This window comes from Marinobacter sp. EN3, from assembly GCF_000475315.1.
Lineage (GTDB): Bacteria > Pseudomonadota > Gammaproteobacteria > Pseudomonadales > Oleiphilaceae > Marinobacter > Marinobacter nauticus.
In genome coordinates this window covers 51,707-72,465 of sequence record NZ_AXCC01000096.1, presented here as the reverse complement: position 1 = coordinate 72,465, position 20,759 = coordinate 51,707, and the positions used below count along the sequence as shown (strand labels likewise).

Sequence of the window (20,759 nt, the reverse complement as noted above, 5' to 3'; positions counted from 1 at the left end):
ACTGGTTATCTGGCCAGTATAGTAGCCTAATGCAACCCTGCACAGCCCTGACAACGATCAGAAAAAGGACTCGCCAAAGACAAAGACCAGTTGGCACACACCGGCCACCAGACCCAGGAAGGCGCCCACCAGAATCAGTTTGATCTCGTCTTCCTGGAAGCACGGGCGCAGCAGATCCTGGAATTCTTCCGAGGACAGGGCATTCATCCGCTCCACCATGATGGACTCCACCGCCCGGGCACGGTCTCGCTCGAACACGGGGTTGTTGAAGGAACTCTGGGATATCGCGATGGCTTTTTCGCCCACCTGGTTTTTCAGGGTGGCAAAACCCGTTGGGCCGAATGCCATCTGGGTCAGGGCCTTGCCCATGCCTGCGGTTTCATCCACCAGTGGTTTGATGTGCTTTTTCACCATGTTGCGGGCGCGGTCACCTTTGGGTCCTTCGAGGATGGCGTTGATGATGTTGCCCACGGTCAGTATCTCGTGGGTCACGATGTGACAGAAGGATTCTGCCACTTCTGGCTGGCGCTTGAGGAACAGGCCCTGGATTCGCAGAGGGCCGACCTTGTGTTCATGCAGGGGCCGGAAGATTACATTCAGCGCAATCCAGTTGGTGGCCCAGCCCACAAGGAGCCCGAACAGAGGCAACACCCAGATGGCCGGGTACAGGTACCAGACTCCCATCTGGATAATGCCGAACAGGAAGCCGAAGTAGAGGCCGGAATTGATGATGAAGCGGAACTCCACGTCGCCACACTCCAGAAATATCCGGTTGAGCAGCTTTTTATCCCGGGCCAGGCGTTCGATGACCATGCCTTTGATGTCGAGCAGGTCTTCAATGTTGTCTGAGATGTCTTCAACCAGGTTGTCGACCAGTTGTGGGGTGGATTTGCGTACCCGGTCGTAGACCATTTTGCGGGCCGAGGCGGGCAGGTTTTCCCAGAAGGTGGGGTATTCCCGCAGCATGAGTTCGTCGACATATTCCTCGATGCGGGGGTCGACGGTGTAGATGATGTGGGCGGCCAGGACTTTTGGGTCGATCTGTTCGAAGATCTCCTGAACGGTACCGATTTTGGAAATGGTGGCATCCACGCTTTTGGCGGCCATTTTGCGGGCTTTGGAGGGAATAATGCCCTGCCAGCCCAGAATCGGTGGCTTGCCGATGAACTCCAGAGGGTAGAAGGTCATTTTGATGGCGAGCCAGTTGGTGCTCCAGCCGATGAGGGCGGCGATCACGGGAATGCTGAGGTATTGCCAAAATTCCGGATTGGTAAGTAGGTTTATCATCCTGGGCTCTTAATTGTTTTCTTGGGTGCAGGCGCCCATACAAGGTGGCATTCCCGCCCACTTTTTGTCAGACAAGATAATGTTGTGCACCGACAGCTCTGTCAATGACTGGGATGCCAGGACGTGACGCCATGAATAGTCACCCGCCTGTCTCAGGAGCCGATATCCCCCCAGAGCCACTGACACAGGGCGATGGCGGCAACGGGTGCAGTTTCGGTGCGCAGTACCCGGGGGCCCAGGGCAACGGGCAGAAAACCGTTGTCCTCGGCCAGGGCAATTTCTTCAGCGGTCAGGCCGCCTTCGGGGCCGATCATCAGGGCGATGCTGGAGGGCTTTTCGAGGGTGTTCAGGGACCGTTCGGTGCGATGGTGTAGCACCAGGCGCAAGTCACAGGCCCGGGCGTGTTCCAGCCACTGTTGCACGGTCATAACCGGCTGTATTTCCGGAACCCTGGCACGGCCGCACTGTTCGGCGGCGCTGATGGCAACCTGTTGCCAGTGGCGAAGACGCTTGTCTTCCCGGTCGCCTTTGAGTTTGACGTCGCAGCGTTCGGTAGTCAGTGGCACGATTTCGCTCACGCCCATTTCCACCGCTTTTTGTACGGCGTAGTCCATGCGGTCGCCCTTGGACAGGGTCTGTGCCAGTACTACTCTGAGGGAAGATTCTGTTTCGTTTTCAGCGGCTTCCGTGACTGCCACCTGCACGTGTTTCTTTCCGGCTTCGGTAATGGTGGCGTGATAGTCCTGACCGTCACCGTTGAAAAGCAGAAGTGCCTGGCCCGCCTGCATGCGCAGGACCCGCCCCACATGGTTGGCGGCGTTGTCGTCCAGCTGGCACTGGCCGCCGACAGCCAGGGGGCTGTCGGTGAAGATGCGTGGGATTCTCATGGCGGCGGTTCTCAGTCCTTGACCGCGATTTCGATGCCTTCGGTGGCCACCTGAGCCAGATGGCGAATCTGTTCTTCGGTGATCACGTAGGGCGGCATGAAGTACAGCACGTTACCCAGGGGGCGCAGCAAGGCCTGGCGGGTGAGTGAATGCTTATACACTCTGATGCCACGGCGCTCCTGCCAGGGGAACGGGGTTTTGCTGGCTTTGTCTTTAACCATTTCAATGGCCATGGTCATGCCGTGCTGGCGGATGTCGCCCACGTTCGGGTGGTCGGCCAGATGGGCAACGGACTCGGCCATACAGCGGGACAGCTGGCGGTTGTTTTCGATGACGTTCTCATCCCGGAAGATGTCGAGCGTGGCCAGGGCGACGGCGCAGCCGATGGGGTTGCCGGTGTAGCTGTGGCTGTGCAGGAAGGCGCGCATGGTTTCGTAGTCGTCGTAAAAGGCGTTGTAGACGTTGTCGGTGGTGAGCACCACGGACAACGGCAGGTAGCCGGCGGTCAGGCCTTTGGACAGGCACATGAAATCGGGGGTGATACCAGACTGTTCACAGGCGAACAGCGTACCGGTGCGGCCAAAGCCGACGGCAATTTCATCCGCGATCAGGTGCACCCCGTAACGGTCGCAGGCTTCCCGCAGTTTGGTGTGGTAAACCGGGTGGTGCATGCGCATGCCACCGGCGCACTGGATCAACGGCTCCACCACCACAGCGCAGATTTCGTCGTGTTTCTCGGCCAGCAGTTTGTCCATGGCCTCGAACTGGCGCAGGGCGTACTCTTCATCGGTTTCGCCCGGCTCTTTGTTGTAGGCGTCCGGTGAGGGGGCGGTCAGCACTTCCATCAGCAGCGGCTGGTAGGTGTCCTTGTACAGGGCCACGTCGCCCAGGGCCAGCGCGCCCAGAGTTTCGCCATGGTAGCTGTTGCTGAGGTTAACGAAGTTCTTTTTGCCCGGTTTGCCGTGGTTTTTCCAGTAGTGGTAACTCATCTTCAGAGCGGCTTCGATGGCCGAGGAACCATTGTCGGCATAGAAACACTTGTTCAGGCCTTCCGGCGTTACCTCGATCAGCCGCTCCGACAGATTAACCACTGGCTCATGACTGAAACCGGCCAGAATCACATGTTCGAGCTGACCGATCTGTTCCTGAATGGCGGAGTTGATGCGCGGATTGGCGTGGCCGAACAGGTTAACCCACCAGGAGCTGACGGCGTCGATGTAGCGGTTGCCCTCAAAGTCCTCCAGCCAGACACCTTCGCCCCGTTTGATGGGGATCAGGGGCAGGGTTTCGTGGTCTTTCATCTGGGTGCACGGGTGCCACACGGATTTAAGATCCCGTGCGACCAGATCGGCATTGCGCATTGTAGTCTCCTGTCAGCTCCCGGGCCGTTTGTTCGGTTTGTTAAAATCCTCACATGATACTTGCCCGGGCCATCGCTTAACAGCGCCAGAATGTGAACCAATCGGTCTGGCTTGCTTGCCCGGTTTGCTTGCCCGCCCGGCCAATGTTGCCACGCCGGGCGACCGCAACAATAGGGGTAAGACAGGTTCGGAGGTAATCATGGAACTCAATCTGGAGCACCCCTACGAGCGGGGGCTTGATCAGGTGATCGAGCGTTTCTTCGATGAGGCGCATATTCGCAACAAAAACGAGCAACTGGGTGCCCGCAATCTCAAGGTGACCGAGCTGAAAAAGGACGAAATGTCGGCCAAACTGGTGATCGAGCGGGAAATGACCGCCTCGGCACCGGTGCCGGGTGTGCTTTCCGGTTTCCACCGGGAATGGAACCGGGTGCGGCAGGAAGAGCACTGGTTCCGCAAAGACGATGACGAGTGGCACTGCGAGTTTCGGGTGCGCATTGACGGCGTGCCGGCTAAGATCAAGGGCGCGATGCGGCTGTTGGGCAACGGCGACCGTTGTATCAACTACGTGAGCCTGTCGGTGCTGTGCGAGGTGCCGTTTCTGGGCCGGAAGATTGCGAAGTTTCTGGCGGATGACTCCCACGCCAAGATTGAACGTGAGTATGACGTCATCCGCCAGTTGCTTTAAACGCGAGGGTCAGTGAGCCAGTACCCGGGACAGGAATGCCTGGGTGCGCTCATTCTGAGGGTTATCGAACACCTCGTCGGGTTTGCCTTCCTCGACAATCTGGCCTTCGTGAATGTAAATCACCCGGTCGGCCACCTCGCGGGCGAAGCCCATTTCATGGGTGACGACCATCATGGTCATACCTTCTCGGGCCAGCTCCCGCATGACATCCAGCACTTCCCCGATCATTTCCGGGTCCAGCGCTGACGTGGGTTCGTCGAACAGCATCAGCCTGGGCTCCATGGCCAGAGCCCGGGCGATGGCCACCCGCTGTTGCTGGCCGCCGGATAGCTGGCTGGGGTATTTATCGGCCTGGTTGCCGATGCCTACACGTTCCAGCAGGCGTTCGGCGGTGGCGTTGGCAACCACTTCGGCCGTTCTTTTCACCTTCATGGGCGCCAGCATGATGTTCTTTTTCACCGTCAGGTGCGGGAACAGGTTGAACTGCTGGAACACCATGCCCACTTCCTTGCGGATTTCCGCCAGGCTGTTCTGATTCCCGCCTTTCGGGGCCAGAGGGTGGTTATCCACCTCAAGCGACCCGGATTCGTATTCTTCCAGGCCATTCACGCAACGAATCAGGGTAGATTTGCCGGAGCCACTGGCGCCGATGATCACCACCACTTCGCCCTGTTCCACGGTCAGGTCGATATCCTTGAGGACATGCAGTTTGCCGAAGTATTTGTTCATGCCCTTCATTTTTACAATCTGTGTCATTGCTCGGGCTCCTTCAGGCAGACGCGACACCACGGCGCTCAAGCAGCCGCAGGATCAGTGACAGGGACAGCGTAATGGCCAGGTACATGATGGCCACCACAAAATACACCTCGAACGCGGTGAAGGTATTGGCAATGTACACCTGGCCCTGGCGTACCAGTTCGCCCACGCCGATGACCGAGAACAGTGAGGTGTCCTTGATGCTGACGATGGCCTGGTTGCCCAGGGGCGGAATCATGCGTCGGAAGGCCTGGGGCCAGACAATGTTCCAGAAAGTCTGGGAGCGTGACAGGCCCAGAGACAGACCGGCTTCGGTCTGGCCTTTGTCGATGGATTGCACGCCGCCACGGACCACTTCGGAGATATAGGCACCGGAGTTAAGGGCGATCGCGGCAATACCGGCTGTCAGCGGGTCGATCGGGCCGCCAACCAGGTCGGGCAGGCCGTAGAAGATAAACAGCACCTGTACCAGGATGGGGGTGCCGCGGAAAATCTCGATGTAGGCAGTGGCGGGCCAGCGCAAGAACCAATTCTTGTTGATGCTGAGCAGGCCGAACACGATGCCCAGAACAAAACCGATGGCCAGGCCACCGAAGGAAATCATCAGGGTGTAGGGAATACCCTTGGCCAGGTAGGGAATGGAATTGATGGCCGCCTGCCAGTCAAACTGAAACTGGAATTCCACAGTGTGTTTCTCCGTTGGGTTGGGAGGAATCGGCCAGGGCATTGTGTGCCCCGGCCGGTTCGAGTGGCGGGTTACTTGTCTTCAGGCATGGGGCCGAACCATTTTTCATAAATGGTCTTGTAGGTGCCGTCTTCCTTGATTTCTGCCAGGGCCTCGTTAACCGGGCCGACCCATTTACTGCCGTTTTTCAGGGCAATACCGTACTGCTGGCCTTCATACAGGGGGCCTACGGTCTTGACCTTGCCTTTGCCGCGGGTGCTGGCGAAGTAGCCAACATTTGGGGCATCGTAGAAAACCGCATCAACGGCACCGGACATTAGCGCCATGTACATGTCCGAGCTGCCGGGGTACGGCGTTACACCGTCGTTGTCGTCCAGGCTTTTCATCAGGAAGTCATAGCTGGTGCTGCCAATCTTGGTGCCGACTTTCATGCCTTCCAGGTCCGACATTTCATCAACGTCGCCGTTGTTCTGGCTCACCAGGATGCGCAGACCGGAATCGTAGTAAGGATCGGAGAAGTCGACGATTTCCTCGCGCTCATCGGTAATGGTGATGCCGGCGATGGCAATATCCACGTTGCCGGTTTGCAGGGCCGGGATAATGCCGTTGAAATCCATGGTGTTGAGGTCGTAATCAAAGCCTGCACGTTCGGCGACTTCGGCAATGATCTCCATATCGAAACCGATCATTTCTCCGGTTTCCTGATCCATCATTTCAAACGGGACGAAGCTTGGGTCGGTAACCACGCGCAGGGTCTCTGCGCTGACTGAGGTTGCGGCTACAGACAGTGCCATACCAGCACCCAGTGTTTTCAGCCATTTCGTGCTCATGCTTTCTCCTTTCTGTTTTTTTATGCCCCGTCTGCCCGGTAAGGCAGTCTGTGAAAGCACTCTTTGTGACCGTGCATCACAGGGAGCGTTGATGGGGATGCATCAGATACAGTCTAGACTATGGAGACAGGATTTGCAGGAAATCAGGCGGTTATGAAAGGAAAGAGGGGCCGGAGCCCCTCTCTTTACCGGCTGGGAAGGCGTGTCAGAACGCGATTTTCTCCCGGTCGCTGATACCCAGGTTCTTCCAGATGGAAAGGCTGGGTTCAGCCTGGTTCAGGGTATAGAAGTGCAACCCTGGAGCGCCGGCCTTCAGCAGTTTTTCACACATGTCAGTGACCACTTCTTCACCGAACTTGCGGATGCTGTCAGTGTCGTCACCGTAGGCTTCCAGCTGCTTGCGGATCCAGCGCGGGATCTCCGCGCCGCACATGTCCGAGAACCGCACCAGGCTGGAGAAGTTGACGATGGGCATGATGCCCGGCACCACCGGAATGGTGACGCCCATCTGCTCCAGACGGTCGATGAAGTAGAAGTAACTGTCGGCATTAAAGAAGTACTGGGTGATGGCGCTGTTGGCACCGGCCTGTACCTTTCGCGCGAAGTTCTTCAGATCTTCCTCGGCGTTGCGGGCCTGAGGGTGAAACTCCGGGTAAGCGGCCACTTCCAGATTGAAGTGATCGCCGCTGTGCTGCCGTATGAATTCCACCAGTTCATTGGCGTAACGCAGTTCACCGGAAGCGCCCATGCCCGATGGCATATCGCCGCGCAGGGCAACGATCCGGTTGATGCCGTTCTCTTTATACACATCCAGCAGCTCGCCGATTTCCTCACGGGTACCGCCCACGCAGGACAGGTGCGGTGCCGTGGAGATGCCCTGCTGGTGCAGGTTCAGCACCGTCTCGATGGTGCGGTCCCGGGTGGAACCGCCCGCTCCGAAGGTGACCGAGAAGAAGTCCGGGTTCACCTCGGCCAGCTGGTTACGAACCGCTTGCAGCTTCTCCTTGCCCTGATCGGTCTTGGGCGGGAAAAACTCGAAACTGAAGCGGCGTTTGAATTGCTTCTGGGATTCCATGTTCGTTTCCGATTAGTACCTGTAGCTTTCCGGCTTGTACGGGCCTTCGACCGGTACACCGATGTATTTCGCCTGGTCCGGAGTCATCTTGGTGATCACGCCACCAAAACCTTCCACCATGGCGCGGGCCACTTCCTCGTCCAGCTGCTTGGGCAGAACCTGGACGTAAACGCCCTTGGCCTTGGAATCTTCCGGCAGGTCGGCAAACTTGCGCTCGAACAGGTACATCTGCGCCAGCACCTGGTTGGCAAAGGAGCCATCCATGATGCGGGACGGGTGACCTGTGGCGTTGCCAAGGTTTACCAGACGGCCTTCGGACAGCAGGATCAGGTGGTCGTTGCTGGCCTTGTCGCGGTAGATCACGTGCACCTGCGGCTTGACCTCGTCCCACTCCCAGTTTTTGCGCATGTAGGCGGTGTCGATCTCGTTGTCGAAGTGGCCGATGTTGCACACCACGGCACCGCTCTTCAGCGCTTTCAACATGTTGGCGTCACACACGTTGACGTTACCGGTGGTGGTTACCAGCAGGTCGGTGTTGGCCAGCAGATCCTTGTTGATGCCCTGCTCGGTACCGGTGTTCACGCCGTCAATGTACGGAGACACGACTTCAAAACCGTCCATGCACGCCTGCATGGCACAGATCGGATCGGCTTCGGTGACTTTGACGATCATGCCTTCCTGACGCAGGGACAGAGCGGAACCCTTGCCCACGTCGCCGTAGCCGATTACCAGGGCCTTTTTGCCAGACAGCAGGTGGTCGGTGGCACGCTTGATGGCATCATTCAGGCTGTGACGACAACCGTACTTGTTGTCGTTCTTGGACTTGGTCACCGAGTCGTTGACGTTAATCGCCGGGATCTTCAGGGTGCCGTCACGCAGCATTTCCTGCAGGCGGTGTACGCCGGTGGTGGTTTCTTCGGTTACGCCGTGGCACTTGGCAATTACCTGTGGGTATTCCTTGTGCAGCAGCTCGGTCAGGTCGCCGCCGTCGTCCAGGATCATGTTCGGCTCCCAGCCGTCTACGTCCGCACCGACGGTTTTGTGCAGGCACCATTCGTACTCTTCGTCTGTCTCACCTTTCCAGGCAAACACGGGAATGCCTTGCGCCGCGATGGCGGCTGCAGCCTGATCCTGGGTGGAGAAGATGTTGCACGAAGACCAGCGTACGTTAGCGCCCAGCTCGACCAGCGTTTCGATCAGCACGGCGGTCTGGATGGTCATGTGGATGCAGCCCATGATGTTGGCGCCTTTCAGCGGCTGCTCCGCTTTGTACTTCTCGCGCAGTTTCATCAGGGCGGGCATTTCGCCTTCGGCGATCTTGATTTCCTTGCGGCCCCAGTCGGCGAGGGTGATGTCGCGGACTTTGTAGTCCTGGAAGTCATTCAATTTTTCGGCCGGAGTGCTCATGGTGTTCTCCTGTCAGTTTGGTTTGGGCGTATTCGGTGAAATGGAATACGCCCAGTTATCCGGAATGGTCTGTTCAGATGCCCGCAGCGTCTTTCAGGGCTGCCGCACGGTCAGTTTTCTCCCACGGGAACGCGGTGAAGGTCTTGCCACCGACGGTCATCTCGTACGGATCACGGCCGAAGTGGCCGTAAGCTGCGGTGGCCCGGTACATCGGGTGCAGCAGGTCGAGCATGTTGGTGATCGCGTACGGACGCAGGTCGAAGTGTGCACGTACCAGATCGATGATCTTGTCGTCGCTGATCTTGCCGGTGCCAAAGGTGTTCAAAGAAATGGAGGTCGGCTGGGCTACACCGATGGCATAGGACACCTGAATCTCGCACTTCTCGGCCAGGCCGGCGGCGACGATGTTCTTGGCGACGTAACGGCCGGCGTAGGCAGCAGAACGGTCAACCTTCGAGGGATCTTTGCCGGAGAAGGCGCCACCACCGTGACGGGCCATGCCGCCGTAGGTATCTACGATGATTTTGCGGCCAGTCAGGCCGCAGTCGCCCACCGGGCCACCGATTACGAACTTGCCGGTCGGGTTGATGTGGAACTGGGTGTCTTTGTGCAGCAGTTCAGCCGGCAGGGTGTGCTTGACGATCAGTTCCATCACCGCTTCTTTCAGGTCGGCCTGGGTGACGTCGGGGTCGTGCTGGGTAGACAGAACCACAGCATCGATACCCACAACCTTGCCGTTCTCGTAGCGGCAGGTGACCTGGCTCTTGGCGTCTGGACGCAGCCACGGCAGCAGGCCGCTCTTGCGGGCTTCGGCCTGGCGCTGAACCAGGCGGTGGGAGAAGGTGATCGGCGCCGGCATCAGCACGTCGGTTTCGTTGCTGGCGTAGCCGAACATCAGTCCCTGGTCGCCTGCGCCCTGGTCTTCCGGCTTCTGGCGGTCAACGCCCTGGGCGATGTCGACGGACTGTTTGCCGATGATGTTGATCACACCACAGGTGTCGCCGTCGTAGCCTACTTCCGAGGAGGTGTAGCCGATGTCTTTGATCACACCGCGTACCAGGTCTTCCAGATCGACCCAGGCGCTGGTGGTGATTTCACCGCCGACGATGGCCACGCCGGTCTTGACCATGGTTTCGCAGGCCACGCGCGCGTGCGGATCGTCGGTCAGGATGGCGTCCAGTACCGCATCGGAAATCTGGTCGGCCAGTTTGTCCGGATGGCCTTCGGAGACCGATTCGGAGGTGAAGATGTTGTAGTCAGACATAGGTGTGCTCCTCTTGAGCGATTGCAAATTCGTACCGGCTCCGTCCTGTTCGACCTACCGGCTGCCTTGGTTGTTGTTAGGGCATACGTAAAACTACCTACACCCATATCAAAAGTTTTTGATATTCCTGTGGCGGCGACTGGTTACGCCGCTTCTGTACTCTTCCAGAATTCTCTTACCTGTACCTGGAACCCGTTGCGCAGGCCTATAAACAGCTGTTCGCCAGCGGTCAGCCCGGCGTCTGCCGCCCAGGAAGTCAGTTCTTCCGGCTCGAAGCCCAGCCACAGGTCGCCGCAGTTTTCTTTGGCCCAGTCCTGGTCGTGACTGCACAGATCACTGACGACCAGACAACCGCCACTGTTCATCAGGGCTGCGGCGTCCAGAAAAATGTCCGCGGGGCTGGGCACATGATGCAGCACCATGTTGGCTACAATCAGGTCAAAGGCGTCGCCCCGCGCCAGCAGGGTGTCGGTCACGCCTTCGATCAGGTCGACGTTGTTCAGGTGTTCCTCTATGCAGGTGCGCGTCGCCTTGGCAAGCATGTCTTTGCTGTTGTCCAGGCCAACCACATGCTGGAACAGCTCCGACAGTACCGGCAGGAACCCGCCTTCACCCGGTCCGATTTCCAGAACGCTCTGCCATGACTGCCTCGCTGCACGCTTGCGAATAAGTTCCGCGGTAGGCTCGGCATACAGGTCAAAGGCAGCAATCAGCTCCTGCTGTTCCCGGAATTGTTCGGAGTGCCGGGAGAAAAAGGCCTGGGACTGTCCCGCCCGCTGCTCTCGTATGGCTTCAATCTTTTCATTAAGGTGCCGGGGCAGGGCAACCCTGTCGACGGTTTCGAAAATTTGGCGGATCGCCTGGTCGGCCAGTTTGTCACTGTCCAGATTCAGCGGGCGACGATAGAAAATGGCATTGCCTTCCCGCTGGGGCTCCAGCAAGCCGGCCTTGTGCATCACTTTCAGGTGATGGCTCATGCCGGACTGGCGCATGTCGAACATCTGGCTCAGCTCCAGCACACCGAAGGTGTCCCGCCGCAGCACCCGCAGGATTTCCAGGCGCAGGGGGTCGCCGCTCGCCTTGAAGATCGGGGCCAGTACGTCCACAGAGGACAATTCGTTCGCATGTGCATTGAGTGAGGTCATGGTTGGCAAGTGTAGGGGCGTTCGGTTGGTCGATCAATAGCCATATCAAAATTTTTTGATATAGATTTATGAGTTCTGTGAAATCAGTCGGTTTGGTGATTTTGTGCCGGCTTCATCGGAAAACCACTACATATGGATTTGCCCCGGCATACCCTAATCGGCGAAAATACGCGCCTTCTTTTTGAGCAGTATTTGCAGCTTGAAGTCTTTTCCTGAAAAACACTGGAGAATTGTCAATGCCGTCCCGTAAAGATCTCGCCAACGCCATTCGCGCGCTGAGCATGGATGCGGTTCAGAAAGCCAAATCCGGCCACCCGGGTGCGCCCATGGGTATGGCGGATATCGCCGAGGTGCTGTGGAACGATTACCTCAGCCACAACCCGGCCAACCCGCATTGGGCCAACCGTGACCGCTTCGTGCTGTCTAACGGCCATGGCTCCATGCTGCAGTATTCCCTGCTGCACCTGAGCGGGTACGACGTCAGCATTGATGACCTGAAGAACTTCCGTCAGCTGCACTCCAAAACACCGGGCCATCCGGAATTCGGTTATACCCCGGGCATCGAGACCACCACCGGCCCGCTGGGGCAGGGCATCGCCAATGCTGTTGGCTTCGCGCTCGCAGAGAAGGCACTGGCTGCTCAGTTCAACCGTCCGGGCCACGACATTGTTGACCACTACACCTATGCGTTCCTGGGCGACGGCTGCCTGATGGAAGGTATCTCCCACGAAGTCGCCTCTCTGGCCGGCACCCTGGGCCTGGGTAAACTGGTGTTCTTCTATGATGACAACGGCATCTCCATTGATGGAGAAGTAGAGGGCTGGTTCACCGACGACACGCCCAAGCGTTTCGAGTCCTACGGCTGGCAGGTTATCCCAAATGTTGATGGTCACGATTCCGATGCCATCCGTGCGGCCATTGAAGCTGCCCGTGCCAACACCGCACAGCCCACCATTATTTGCTGCAAGACCATTATCGGCTTCGGTTCCCCCAACAAGCAGGGCAAGGAAGAGTGTCACGGTGCCCCGCTGGGTGACGATGAAATCGCTCTGACCCGCGAAGCCCTGGGCTGGCAGCACGGCCCGTTCGAGGTGCCGTCCGAGATCTACGCCGCGTGGGATGCCAAAGAAAAAGGCCAGGCTGCACAGAGTGCCTGGGAAGAGAAATTTGCGGCCTATGAGAAGGCCGAGCCGGAACTGGCCGCCGAGTTCAAACGCCGCATGGCGGGTGACCTGCCGGCAGACTTCGCCGAAAAAGCCCAGGCCTATATCCAGGAATGCCAGGACAAGGGCGAGACCGTTGCCTCCCGTAAGGCGTCCCAGAATTCCCTGAACGCCTACGGCCCGCTACTGCCGGAACTGATGGGTGGCTCTGCCGACCTGGCCGGTTCCAACCTGACTATCTGGTCAGGCTGTAAAGGCGTGACCAAGGAAGACGCCTCCGGCAACTACATCTATTACGGTGTGCGCGAATTCGGCATGGCGGCCATCATGAACGGTATCGCTTTGCACGGCGGCTTCGTGCCCTACGGCGCCACCTTCCTGATCTTCATGGAATACTGCCGTAATGCCGTGCGCATGGCCGCACTGATGAAGCAGCGCTCGATCTTTGTCTTTACCCACGATTCCATCGGTCTGGGTGAAGATGGCCCGACCCACCAGCCTATCGAACAGCTGGCCAGCCTGCGCACCACCCCGAACATGAGCACCTGGCGCCCGGCCGACACCGTGGAGTCTGCGGTGGCCTGGAAAGCGGCCCTGGAGCGCAAGGATGGCCCGACGGCCATGGTCTTCTCCCGTCAGGGACTGCCGCACCAGCAGCGTGATGCCGAACAGCTGGCGAATGTGGCCAAGGGTGGTTATGTCCTGTCGGACAGCGAAGGCACGCCGGAGCTGATCCTGATCGCCACTGGCGGTGAAGTGGGCCTGGCCCAGGAGGCTGCAGCCAAGCTGCGAGAGCAGGGTAAAGCGGTGCGTGTTGTATCCATGCCGTCTACCGACGTATTCGATGCCCAGAGCGCCGAGTACAAGCAGCAGGTGCTGCCGCTGGAAGTCACCAACCGCATCGCCATTGAAGCGAGCATTGCGGACTACTGGTACAAGTACGTGGGCCTGGACGGTCGCATCGTTGGCATGACCACCTTTGGTGAATCTGCGCCGGCCGGTGAGTTGTTCAAGGAGTTCGGCTTTACTGTCGACAACATCCTGGAAGTGGCTGACGAACTGCTGGACGCCTGATGACCAACGCAACGCCGTTTCGAATTGCCATCAACGGGTACGGCCGCATCGGCCAGTGCGTGTTGCGGGCCCTTTATGAAAACGGCTATCGCGACCATCTGCAGGTGGTCGCGATCAACGAGTTGTCGGATATCGACACCATAGCCCACCTCACCAAATACGACTCCACCCACGGGCGGTTTCACGGTGAGGTGGCCGTGGATGGCGATAACCTGGTTGTGAACGGCGACCGCATCCGCGTATTGCGTCATCCTGAACCCGAGGAACTGCCCTGGCGACTGCTGGATGTGGATCTGGTGCTGGAATGCTCCGGCGCCTATTCTGACCGGGCCACGGCGGAAAAGCATATTGAAGCCGGTGCCCAGCGCCTGCTGTTTTCCCAGCCGGGCGATCCGGATGTCGACCGCACGGTGGTCTTCGGCATTAACGACGGGGACCTGAACGGTCAGGACGTGATCGTAGCTGCCGGCTCCTGCACCACCAACTGCCTGGTACCGGTCATCAAGGTCCTGGACGATGCCTTTGGCGTAGAGCAGGGCAGCACCACGACGATTCACGCCGCCATGAACGACCAGCCGGTCATCGATGCCTACCACCATCAGGACCTGCGCCGTACCCGAAGTGCCCTGCACAATATTGTGCCCGTGGACACTGGCCTGGCCCGCGGTATCGAGCGTTTGTTGCCTCATATGGAAGGCCGTTTCAGCTCGGTTGCCATGCGCGTGCCAACGCTGAATGTCTCTGCTATAGACATGGTGGTTAACGTGCGTGAGCCGACCGACATAGCCACAGTGAATCAGTTGCTGTGCGGTGCATCCGCTGGCTCATTGAAGGGTATCCTCGGCTATACCGATGAACTGCTGGCCAGTTCTGACTTCAACCATGATTTCCATTCCGGCGTGGTCGATGGCGGGCAGACCCGAGTCACCGGCGGCACCATGGTGAAAGTGTTGTGCTGGTTTGACAACGAGTGGGGCTTTGCCAATCGCATGCTGGATGTCAGCAGAACCTGGTTGAGCAAAACCTGAAGAATATTGTGGGGGCTGATCCCGAAGGGAGTCAGGCTCCAGCCTTAGGCTTAGAATTTGCACCTTTGAACCCATAACTACGGAACCTGATTATGGCCATCAAGAAAATGACTGACCTGAACCTCGCCGGCAAGCGGGTTCTGATTCGTGAAGACCTGAACGTCCCGGTCAAAGACGGCAAAGTATCCAGTGACGCCCGCATCCGCGCCTCGCTGCCCACCATCAAGGCCGCCAAAGACGCCGGTGCCAAAGTCATGCTGATGTCCCACCTGGGCCGCCCGGAAGAAGGCGTGTACGACGAAGCCTCCTCCATGAAACCGGTTGCCGAACACCTGGGCGCCCTGCTGGGCCAGGAAGTCCGCCTGATCAAGGATTATCTGGACGGCGTTGAAGTGGCCGACGGCGAAGTAGTGCTGTTCGAAAACGTTCGCTTCAACAAAGGCGAAAAGAAAGACAACGAGGACCTGGCCAGGCAATACGCCGCCCTGTGCGACATCTATGTGATGGACGCCTTCGGCACCGCTCACCGCGCCCAGGCCTCCACCCACGGTGTGGCCCGATTTGCCCCTGAAGCCTGCGCCGGCCCGCTGCTGGCAGCGGAGCTGGAAGCACTCGGCAAAGCCCTGGATAACCCAGCCAAGCCGGTCGTTGCCATCGTTGGTGGCTCGAAAGTCTCCACCAAGCTGGACGTGCTCAACGCTCTGGAAAAAGTGTGTGACCAGATCATCGTTGGTGGCGGCATCGCCAACACCTTCCTGGCCGCAGCCGGCCACCCGGTAGGCAAGTCCCTGTGCGAACACGACCTGATCGACACTGCCAAAGACATCGCCAGCCGCGTGGAAATCCCGCTGCCGGTTGACGTGGTGGTCGCCAGCGAATTCGCTGAAACCGCCACGGCGACGACCAAAAACATCTCCGACGTCAGCGACGAAGACATGATCCTCGACGTAGGCCCGGAAACCGCCGGCCAGTTCGCTGAACTGCTGAAAAACGCCAAAACCATCCTGTGGAACGGCCCGGTTGGCGTGTTCGAATTCGACCAGTTCGGTAACGGCACCAAGGCACTCGCCCAGGCCATCGCCGAAAGCGACGCCTTCTCCCTGGCCGGTGGCGGCGACACCGTCGCTGCCGTTGACAAATACGGCGTAGCTGACAAGATTTCCTACATCTCCACCGGCGGCGGCGCGTTCCTCGAATTCGTGGAAGGCAAAACCCTGCCGGCAGTAGCCGTGCTGGAAGAGCGTGGTAATTAAGACGCCACTCCAAAATCCAAAACGAACAGAATTCAAACCTCAAAACGTCAACGAAGGAGACAACCCATGGCCCTGATTTCGCTGCGGCAACTTCTGGACCACGCCGCCGAGCATGGTTACGGTGTGCCAGCCTTTAACGTAAACAATCTCGAACAAATGCGCGCCATCATGGAAGCGGCCGACAAAACCGACTCCCCGGTCATTGTCCAGGCCTCCGCCGGTGCCCGCAAATACGCCGGTGCGCCTTTCCTGCGCCACCTGATCCTGGCCGCCATCGAAGAATGGCCGCACATCCCCGTGGTTATGCACCAGGACCACGGCACCAGCCCGGCCGTATGCCAGCGCTCTATCCAGCTTGGCTTCAGCTCCGTGATGATGGACGGCTCCCTGGGTGAAGACGGCAAAACGCCGACCAGCTACGAATACAACGTCGACGTGACCCGTCGTACCGTTGAAATGGCCCACGCCTGTGGTGTCTCCGTAGAAGGTGAGCTGGGCTGCCTGGGCTCCCTCGAAACAGGCCAGGCCGGTGAAGAAGACGGCATTGGCGCCGAAGGCACCCTGGATCACAGCCAGATGCTGACCGATCCGGAAGAAGCCGCTGACTTCGTGCAGAAAACCCAGGTCGACGCTCTGGCTATCGCCATCGGCACCAGCCACGGCGCCTACAAGTTCACCCGTCCGCCTACAGGTGACATCCTGGCCATCGACCAGATCAAAGCCATCCACGCCCGCATCCCGGACACCCACCTGGTCATGCACGGCTCCAGCTCCGTACCTCAGGAGTGGCTGAAAGTGATCAACGAATTCGGTGGCGAGATCCCGGAAACCTACGGTGTACCGGTGGAAGAAATCGTCGAAGGTATCAAGCACGGCGTGCGCAAGGTCAACATCGACACCGACCTGCGCCTGGCCTCTACCGGTGCTGTTCGTCGCTTCATGGCTCAGAACCCGGCGGAATTTGACCCGCGCAAATTCCTCAAGGCCACCATGGTTGCCATGACCGATATCTGTGTCGCCCGCTACGAAGCCTTCGGCTGTGCCGGCCAGGCCAGCAAGATCAAGCCGCTGAACCTCGAACAGATGTTCGAACGTTATGCGGCTGGCGAGCTGGACCCGAAGGTCAAGTAAGACCCGTCTTGAAGCCCCCGACCTCCGGGGGCTTTTTCTGATGGGTGAGCTGAAAGCCCATCGCCCGTGTTGATCCCCGCACTTATCGCTGCAACAAAGAACAGGATGCCGACGGCAAGGGTTGTCGCTTCGAAGATTGGTATTGCTTAACGGCAGATTTTTGCGTTTTGGCCTGGATGGCCAATACTTGAAGGCATGCTCTTGCCGGTAATGGCCAAGGATGCCTTCCAATGAAGCTGTTCCACTGCGGTCGATGTGCCAACCTGCTTTATTTTGAAAACAGTCGCTGTACCCATTGCGGAGCTGACCTGGGCTTTGCCCCGGATGTCATGGATTTGCTGGCGATCGAGCCGGAAGGCGATAACACCTGGGCGACGGTCGCACGTGGTGATCTCTACCGGTTGTGTGACAACTATCAGAATCAGCGAGCCTGTAACTGGCTGATCCCCAAAACCGATCCGCATACCTTCTGTGTTGCCTGTCGCCTGAATCGCACAATCCCGGATCTCAGCATCGAGAAGAACAATGACCTCTGGCGTCGTCTCGAAAAAGAGAAACGGCGGCTTGTGTATTCCGTCTTGCGCCTGGGACTCCCGTGCGAACCCCGGAACGAAGATCAGCTTGGGCTGGCATTCGATTTTCTGGCCGATCAGCCGGCTATGTTTGACGAGCGTGAAAAAGTAACGACAGGCCATGCCAATGGCGTCATTACCATCAACATTGCCGAAGCAGACCCGGTGGAACGCGAGCGGATGCGCAACCAGATGGCCGAGCCGTATCGCACTGTTTTAGGGCATTTTCGCCATGAGTCCGGACACTATTACTGGGATCTGCTTGTCCGGAGTAGCCCGTGGCTTGGCAAATTCCGGGACCTTTTTGGTGATGAGACCAGGGACTACAGGCAAGCGCTGGACCAGCATTACCAATACGGCCCGTCCTCTGACTGGCAAAGCCGATACATCAGCGCCTATGCCAGCAGCCATGCCTGGGAGGACTGGGCAGAGACCTGGGCACATTATCTGCATATGGTGGATACATTGGAAACCGCCTGGCAGCTCGGTCTGCGTGTGAATACCTTGCAGCCCGAGGAAACAAGCGGCGAAACAGGCCCTGCCTTCGACCCCTGCCAGACCGGTGATTTCGATGCGCTGATCAGGCATTGGTTGCCTTTGACGCTTGCGCTCAACAGCCTGAACCGAAGCATGGGGCACGACGACGCCTACCCCTTTGTGCTGGCGCCTGCGGTGGTGGAGAAGCTCCGTCTGGTGCACCAGATCGCTCACGGACGTTAATGAAAGGATCCCGAATGAAAAAGAACAAAGCGATTGACTGGAAAAACTACGATCCCAACGACTTCTACGATGAGCTGATCGCTGCCAAAGGGAAGCCCAGACGAGCCGCGACGGCGATTACCGACTACCTGGGCAATCTCGGGTCCGAGGAGATCCAGGCGCGCCAGCAGGCTGCCGAACTGGCGATACTGGAGATGGGGATCAGTTTCACCATCTACAGCGAGGGCGAGAATATCGACCGGGCCTGGCCTTTCGATATCATTCCCCGGGTGATCTCGCTCCGGGAGTGGGAAAACATTGAACAAGGGCTGGCCCAGCGCCTGACGGCCCTCAACATGTTCATTAACGATATCTACAACGACCAGAATATCGTCAAAGACAAGGTCATTCCCAAGTACGTGTTCGCCAACTCCAAAAACTTCCGCGAGCAGTGCCGTGGTTTTACGCCGCCACTGGGGGTCTGGGCCCACATTTGCGGATCGGATCTGGTGAGGGACAAGGACGGAAAGGTATATGTTCTTGAGGACAACCTGCGGGTTCCTTCCGGTGTTTCCTACATGCTGGAGAATCGCCAACTGACCAAGCGGGTGTTCCCGGAACTGTTCGACAACAACAGTATCCTGCCGGTGGATGACTACACCAACCAGCTGTTCGACATGCTGGCGTCGATTTCTCCAAGGCCCCAGGATCATCCAAGAATTGCGGTACTCACTCCGGGGATTTTCAATTCGGCCTATTTCGAGCACTCGTTCCTGGCGCAACGCATGGGTGCCGAGCTGGTGGAGGGGGCTGATCTCGTCGTTGGTGAAGACGATTGCGTGTACATGCGCACAGTAGAAGGCCTGGAGCGCGTGGACGTGATCTACCGGCGCATTGATGACGACTTTCTGGACCCGGAAGTCTTTCGGGCAGACTCTACCCTGGGCGTGCCGGGCCTGATGCGAGCCTGGCGCAATGGCAAGGTTGGCCTGGCCAATGCGCCCGGTGCCGGAGTGGCCGATGACAAGGTGATCTACGCCTTCGTGCCGGACATGATCCGCTATTACCTCGATGAGGAGCCGATCATCCCGAACGTGCCCACCTATATGTGTGTGAACAAGCAGGACCAGGAGTATGTGCTCGAGCACCTGGACGAGCTGGTGGTCAAACCGGCGAATGAGTCCGGTGGTTACGGCATGCTGGTGGGGCCGCATTCCACCAAGAAGCAGCGCACCGAATTTGCCCGTCTGATCAAGAAGAACCCACGCAACTACATCGCCCAGCCCACGTTGAGTCTGTCTGTCGCTCCCACGCTGTGCGACGAGGGTTTGGCGCCGAGGCACCTGGATCTGCGGCCCTTCGTGCTGCAGGGCGTGCGAACCTACGTTACCGCCGGCGGGCTCACGCGGGTGGCGATGCGCAAGGGCTCCCTGGTGGTGAATTCTTCCCAGGGCGGTGGAAGCAAGGATACCTGGATCGTGGACGAGGAGAATTGATGTGCTGTCACGTGTAGCGGAAAGACTGTACTGGATGGCCCGATACCTTGAGCGGGCCGAGAACAATGCCCGGATGATCATGGCTTTCAATTCCCTAGCATTGGATATGCCCCGGGAGACCCAGCTGTCCTGGAAGGGACTGGTGGCGGTGACGGGCATGGGTGCGCTGTTTGACCAGCACCACCAGAAGGCCGATGAGCGCAACTGTGTGAAGTTTCTGATGGCCGACAGTTACAACCCGAGCTCCATCGCCTCCTGCATCAAGGCTGCCCGGGAGAATGTTCGCACCACCCGGGACCAGGTACCGACCGACGCCTGGGAAGTCATCAATGAACTATATCGTTACATCCAGGAGTACATCGACCAGGGGGTGGGGAAACGCGCGCGATACGATTTCCTGAACGAGATCGTCGGCCGCTGCCAGATGCTCAATGGTTTGCTGGCCGGGTGTATGAGTCACGACGAGGGCTACGACTTCATCCGGGTGGGTCGCAACCTTGAGCGGGCCGACATGGCCACCCGTCAGATTGAAGTGGGAGCTCTGCAGTTCCTCGATGGCTGGGACGGCACGGAAACCTACGGCGGGCTATTGTGGACGAGCGTTCTGCGCTACCAGAGTGCCTTCCAGATGTACCGCCACAACGTGCGGCGCAAGGTCAGCGGGCCTCTGGTGATTCGCTTCCTGTTGCAGAACGAACCCTTCCCGCGCTCGGTGCTACACAGTCTCAGCGAAGTGGCCGGTGCCCTCGGTCGCCTGCCCAGGAACGAGATTCCGCTGCGCACGGCGCTGCAGGCGGTCCGTCACACCCGTGAAGGCGACGTGGATGCGTTGATCCGCAAGGAGGACGTGATCCTGTTCCTGGAGAACCTGCAGCTGGAGATCGGTGAACTTCACGACGACATTGCAGAGACCTGGTTTCCTGTCTACGAGACAGCCTGAAACTCCCAACACTATTCG

General features: G+C 58.5%; 18 protein-coding genes. 8 read left to right on the top strand and 10 right to left on the bottom strand.

Annotated elements, in window-relative coordinates:
* Window positions 1-57: 57 nt before the first annotated feature.
* The 3 genes from Q675_RS36895 to Q675_RS36885 form a co-directional block, all read right to left on the bottom strand.
* Window positions 58-1,287 carry a DUF445 domain-containing protein gene (locus Q675_RS36895; protein ID WP_023012221.1) on the bottom strand — a complete coding sequence of 410 codons (1,230 nt, stop codon included), beginning with the start codon at window positions 1,285-1,287 and terminating at the stop codon, window positions 58-60.
* A 152-nt stretch (window positions 1,288-1,439) separates the two neighbouring features.
* Window positions 1,440-2,174: a 16S rRNA (uracil(1498)-N(3))-methyltransferase gene (locus Q675_RS36890; protein ID WP_011786492.1), complete on the bottom strand. Its 735-nt coding sequence runs from the start codon at window positions 2,172-2,174 to the stop codon at window positions 1,440-1,442.
* A gap of 11 nt (window positions 2,175-2,185) precedes the next feature.
* A complete protein-coding gene (locus Q675_RS36885) occupies window positions 2,186-3,535 on the bottom strand; it encodes an adenosylmethionine--8-amino-7-oxononanoate transaminase (protein WP_011786491.1) in 1,350 nt (449 codons plus the stop codon).
* 199 nt (window positions 3,536-3,734) lie between these two features.
* Between Q675_RS36885 and Q675_RS36880 the strand changes: the two genes are divergently transcribed.
* Entirely contained in the window at window positions 3,735-4,223 is a 489-nt protein-coding gene (locus Q675_RS36880; protein ID WP_023012220.1) for a DUF2505 domain-containing protein, read from the top strand.
* 9 nt (window positions 4,224-4,232) lie between these two features.
* Here Q675_RS36880 and Q675_RS36875 read toward each other — a convergent pair whose 3' ends face one another.
* The 7 genes from Q675_RS36875 to Q675_RS36845 form a co-directional block, all read right to left on the bottom strand.
* On the bottom strand, window positions 4,233-4,979 hold the full coding sequence (locus Q675_RS36875) for an amino acid ABC transporter ATP-binding protein (RefSeq protein ID WP_011786489.1): 747 nt from the start codon (window positions 4,977-4,979) through the stop codon (window positions 4,233-4,235).
* Between the two features lie 13 nt (window positions 4,980-4,992).
* Window positions 4,993-5,706 (bottom strand): amino acid ABC transporter permease, encoded by a 714-nt coding sequence (locus tag Q675_RS36870; protein WP_011786488.1) that lies wholly within the window; start codon window positions 5,704-5,706, stop codon window positions 4,993-4,995.
* A 29-nt stretch (window positions 5,707-5,735) separates the two neighbouring features.
* Window positions 5,736-6,494, bottom strand: a complete 759-nt coding sequence (locus tag Q675_RS36865) for a transporter substrate-binding domain-containing protein (protein WP_022992445.1) — start codon at window positions 6,492-6,494, stop codon at window positions 5,736-5,738.
* Window positions 6,495-6,699: 205 nt separating this feature from the next.
* Window positions 6,700-7,569 (bottom strand): methylenetetrahydrofolate reductase [NAD(P)H], encoded by an 870-nt coding sequence (gene metF, locus Q675_RS36860; protein WP_022992444.1) that lies wholly within the window; start codon window positions 7,567-7,569, stop codon window positions 6,700-6,702.
* Between the two features lie 12 nt (window positions 7,570-7,581).
* Complete coding sequence (gene ahcY, locus Q675_RS36855) at window positions 7,582-8,976, bottom strand: adenosylhomocysteinase (protein WP_011786485.1); 1,395 nt, start codon at window positions 8,974-8,976, stop codon at window positions 7,582-7,584.
* 73 nt (window positions 8,977-9,049) lie between these two features.
* Window positions 9,050-10,240, bottom strand: coding sequence for a methionine adenosyltransferase (gene metK / locus Q675_RS36850; protein ID WP_023008553.1), 1,191 nt, complete (start codon window positions 10,238-10,240; stop codon window positions 9,050-9,052).
* Between the two features lie 143 nt (window positions 10,241-10,383).
* The gene (locus Q675_RS36845; protein ID WP_022992441.1) at window positions 10,384-11,385 is read right to left on the bottom strand and encodes a metalloregulator ArsR/SmtB family transcription factor; all 1,002 of its coding nucleotides are present in this window, start codon (window positions 11,383-11,385) and stop codon (window positions 10,384-10,386) included.
* A gap of 236 nt (window positions 11,386-11,621) precedes the next feature.
* Between Q675_RS36845 and tkt the strand changes: the two genes are divergently transcribed.
* The 7 genes from tkt (at window position 11,622) to Q675_RS36810 (ending at window position 20,741) form a co-directional block, all read left to right on the top strand.
* Window positions 11,622-13,622 carry a transketolase gene (gene tkt / locus Q675_RS36840; protein WP_023012219.1) on the top strand — a complete coding sequence of 667 codons (2,001 nt, stop codon included), beginning with the start codon at window positions 11,622-11,624 and terminating at the stop codon, window positions 13,620-13,622.
* Window positions 13,622-14,650, top strand: coding sequence for a type I glyceraldehyde-3-phosphate dehydrogenase (locus tag Q675_RS36835; protein WP_022992439.1), 1,029 nt, complete (start codon window positions 13,622-13,624; stop codon window positions 14,648-14,650). The genes tkt and Q675_RS36835 overlap by 1 nt, the downstream gene beginning before the upstream one ends.
* A gap of 92 nt (window positions 14,651-14,742) precedes the next feature.
* A complete protein-coding gene (locus Q675_RS36830) occupies window positions 14,743-15,903 on the top strand; it encodes a phosphoglycerate kinase (RefSeq protein WP_023012218.1) in 1,161 nt (386 codons plus the stop codon).
* Between the two features lie 66 nt (window positions 15,904-15,969).
* Entirely contained in the window at window positions 15,970-17,034 is a 1,065-nt protein-coding gene (gene fba, locus Q675_RS36825; RefSeq protein ID WP_011786479.1) for a class II fructose-bisphosphate aldolase, read from the top strand.
* 230 nt (window positions 17,035-17,264) lie between these two features.
* Window positions 17,265-18,326 (top strand): putative zinc-binding metallopeptidase, encoded by a 1,062-nt coding sequence (locus Q675_RS36820; RefSeq protein WP_023012217.1) that lies wholly within the window; start codon window positions 17,265-17,267, stop codon window positions 18,324-18,326.
* A gap of 14 nt (window positions 18,327-18,340) precedes the next feature.
* Entirely contained in the window at window positions 18,341-19,801 is a 1,461-nt protein-coding gene (locus tag Q675_RS36815; RefSeq protein ID WP_011786477.1) for a circularly permuted type 2 ATP-grasp protein, read from the top strand.
* 1 nt (window position 19,802) lies between these two features.
* Entirely contained in the window at window positions 19,803-20,741 is a 939-nt protein-coding gene (locus Q675_RS36810; protein WP_011786476.1) for an alpha-E domain-containing protein, read from the top strand.
* Window positions 20,742-20,759 lie beyond the last annotated feature (18 nt).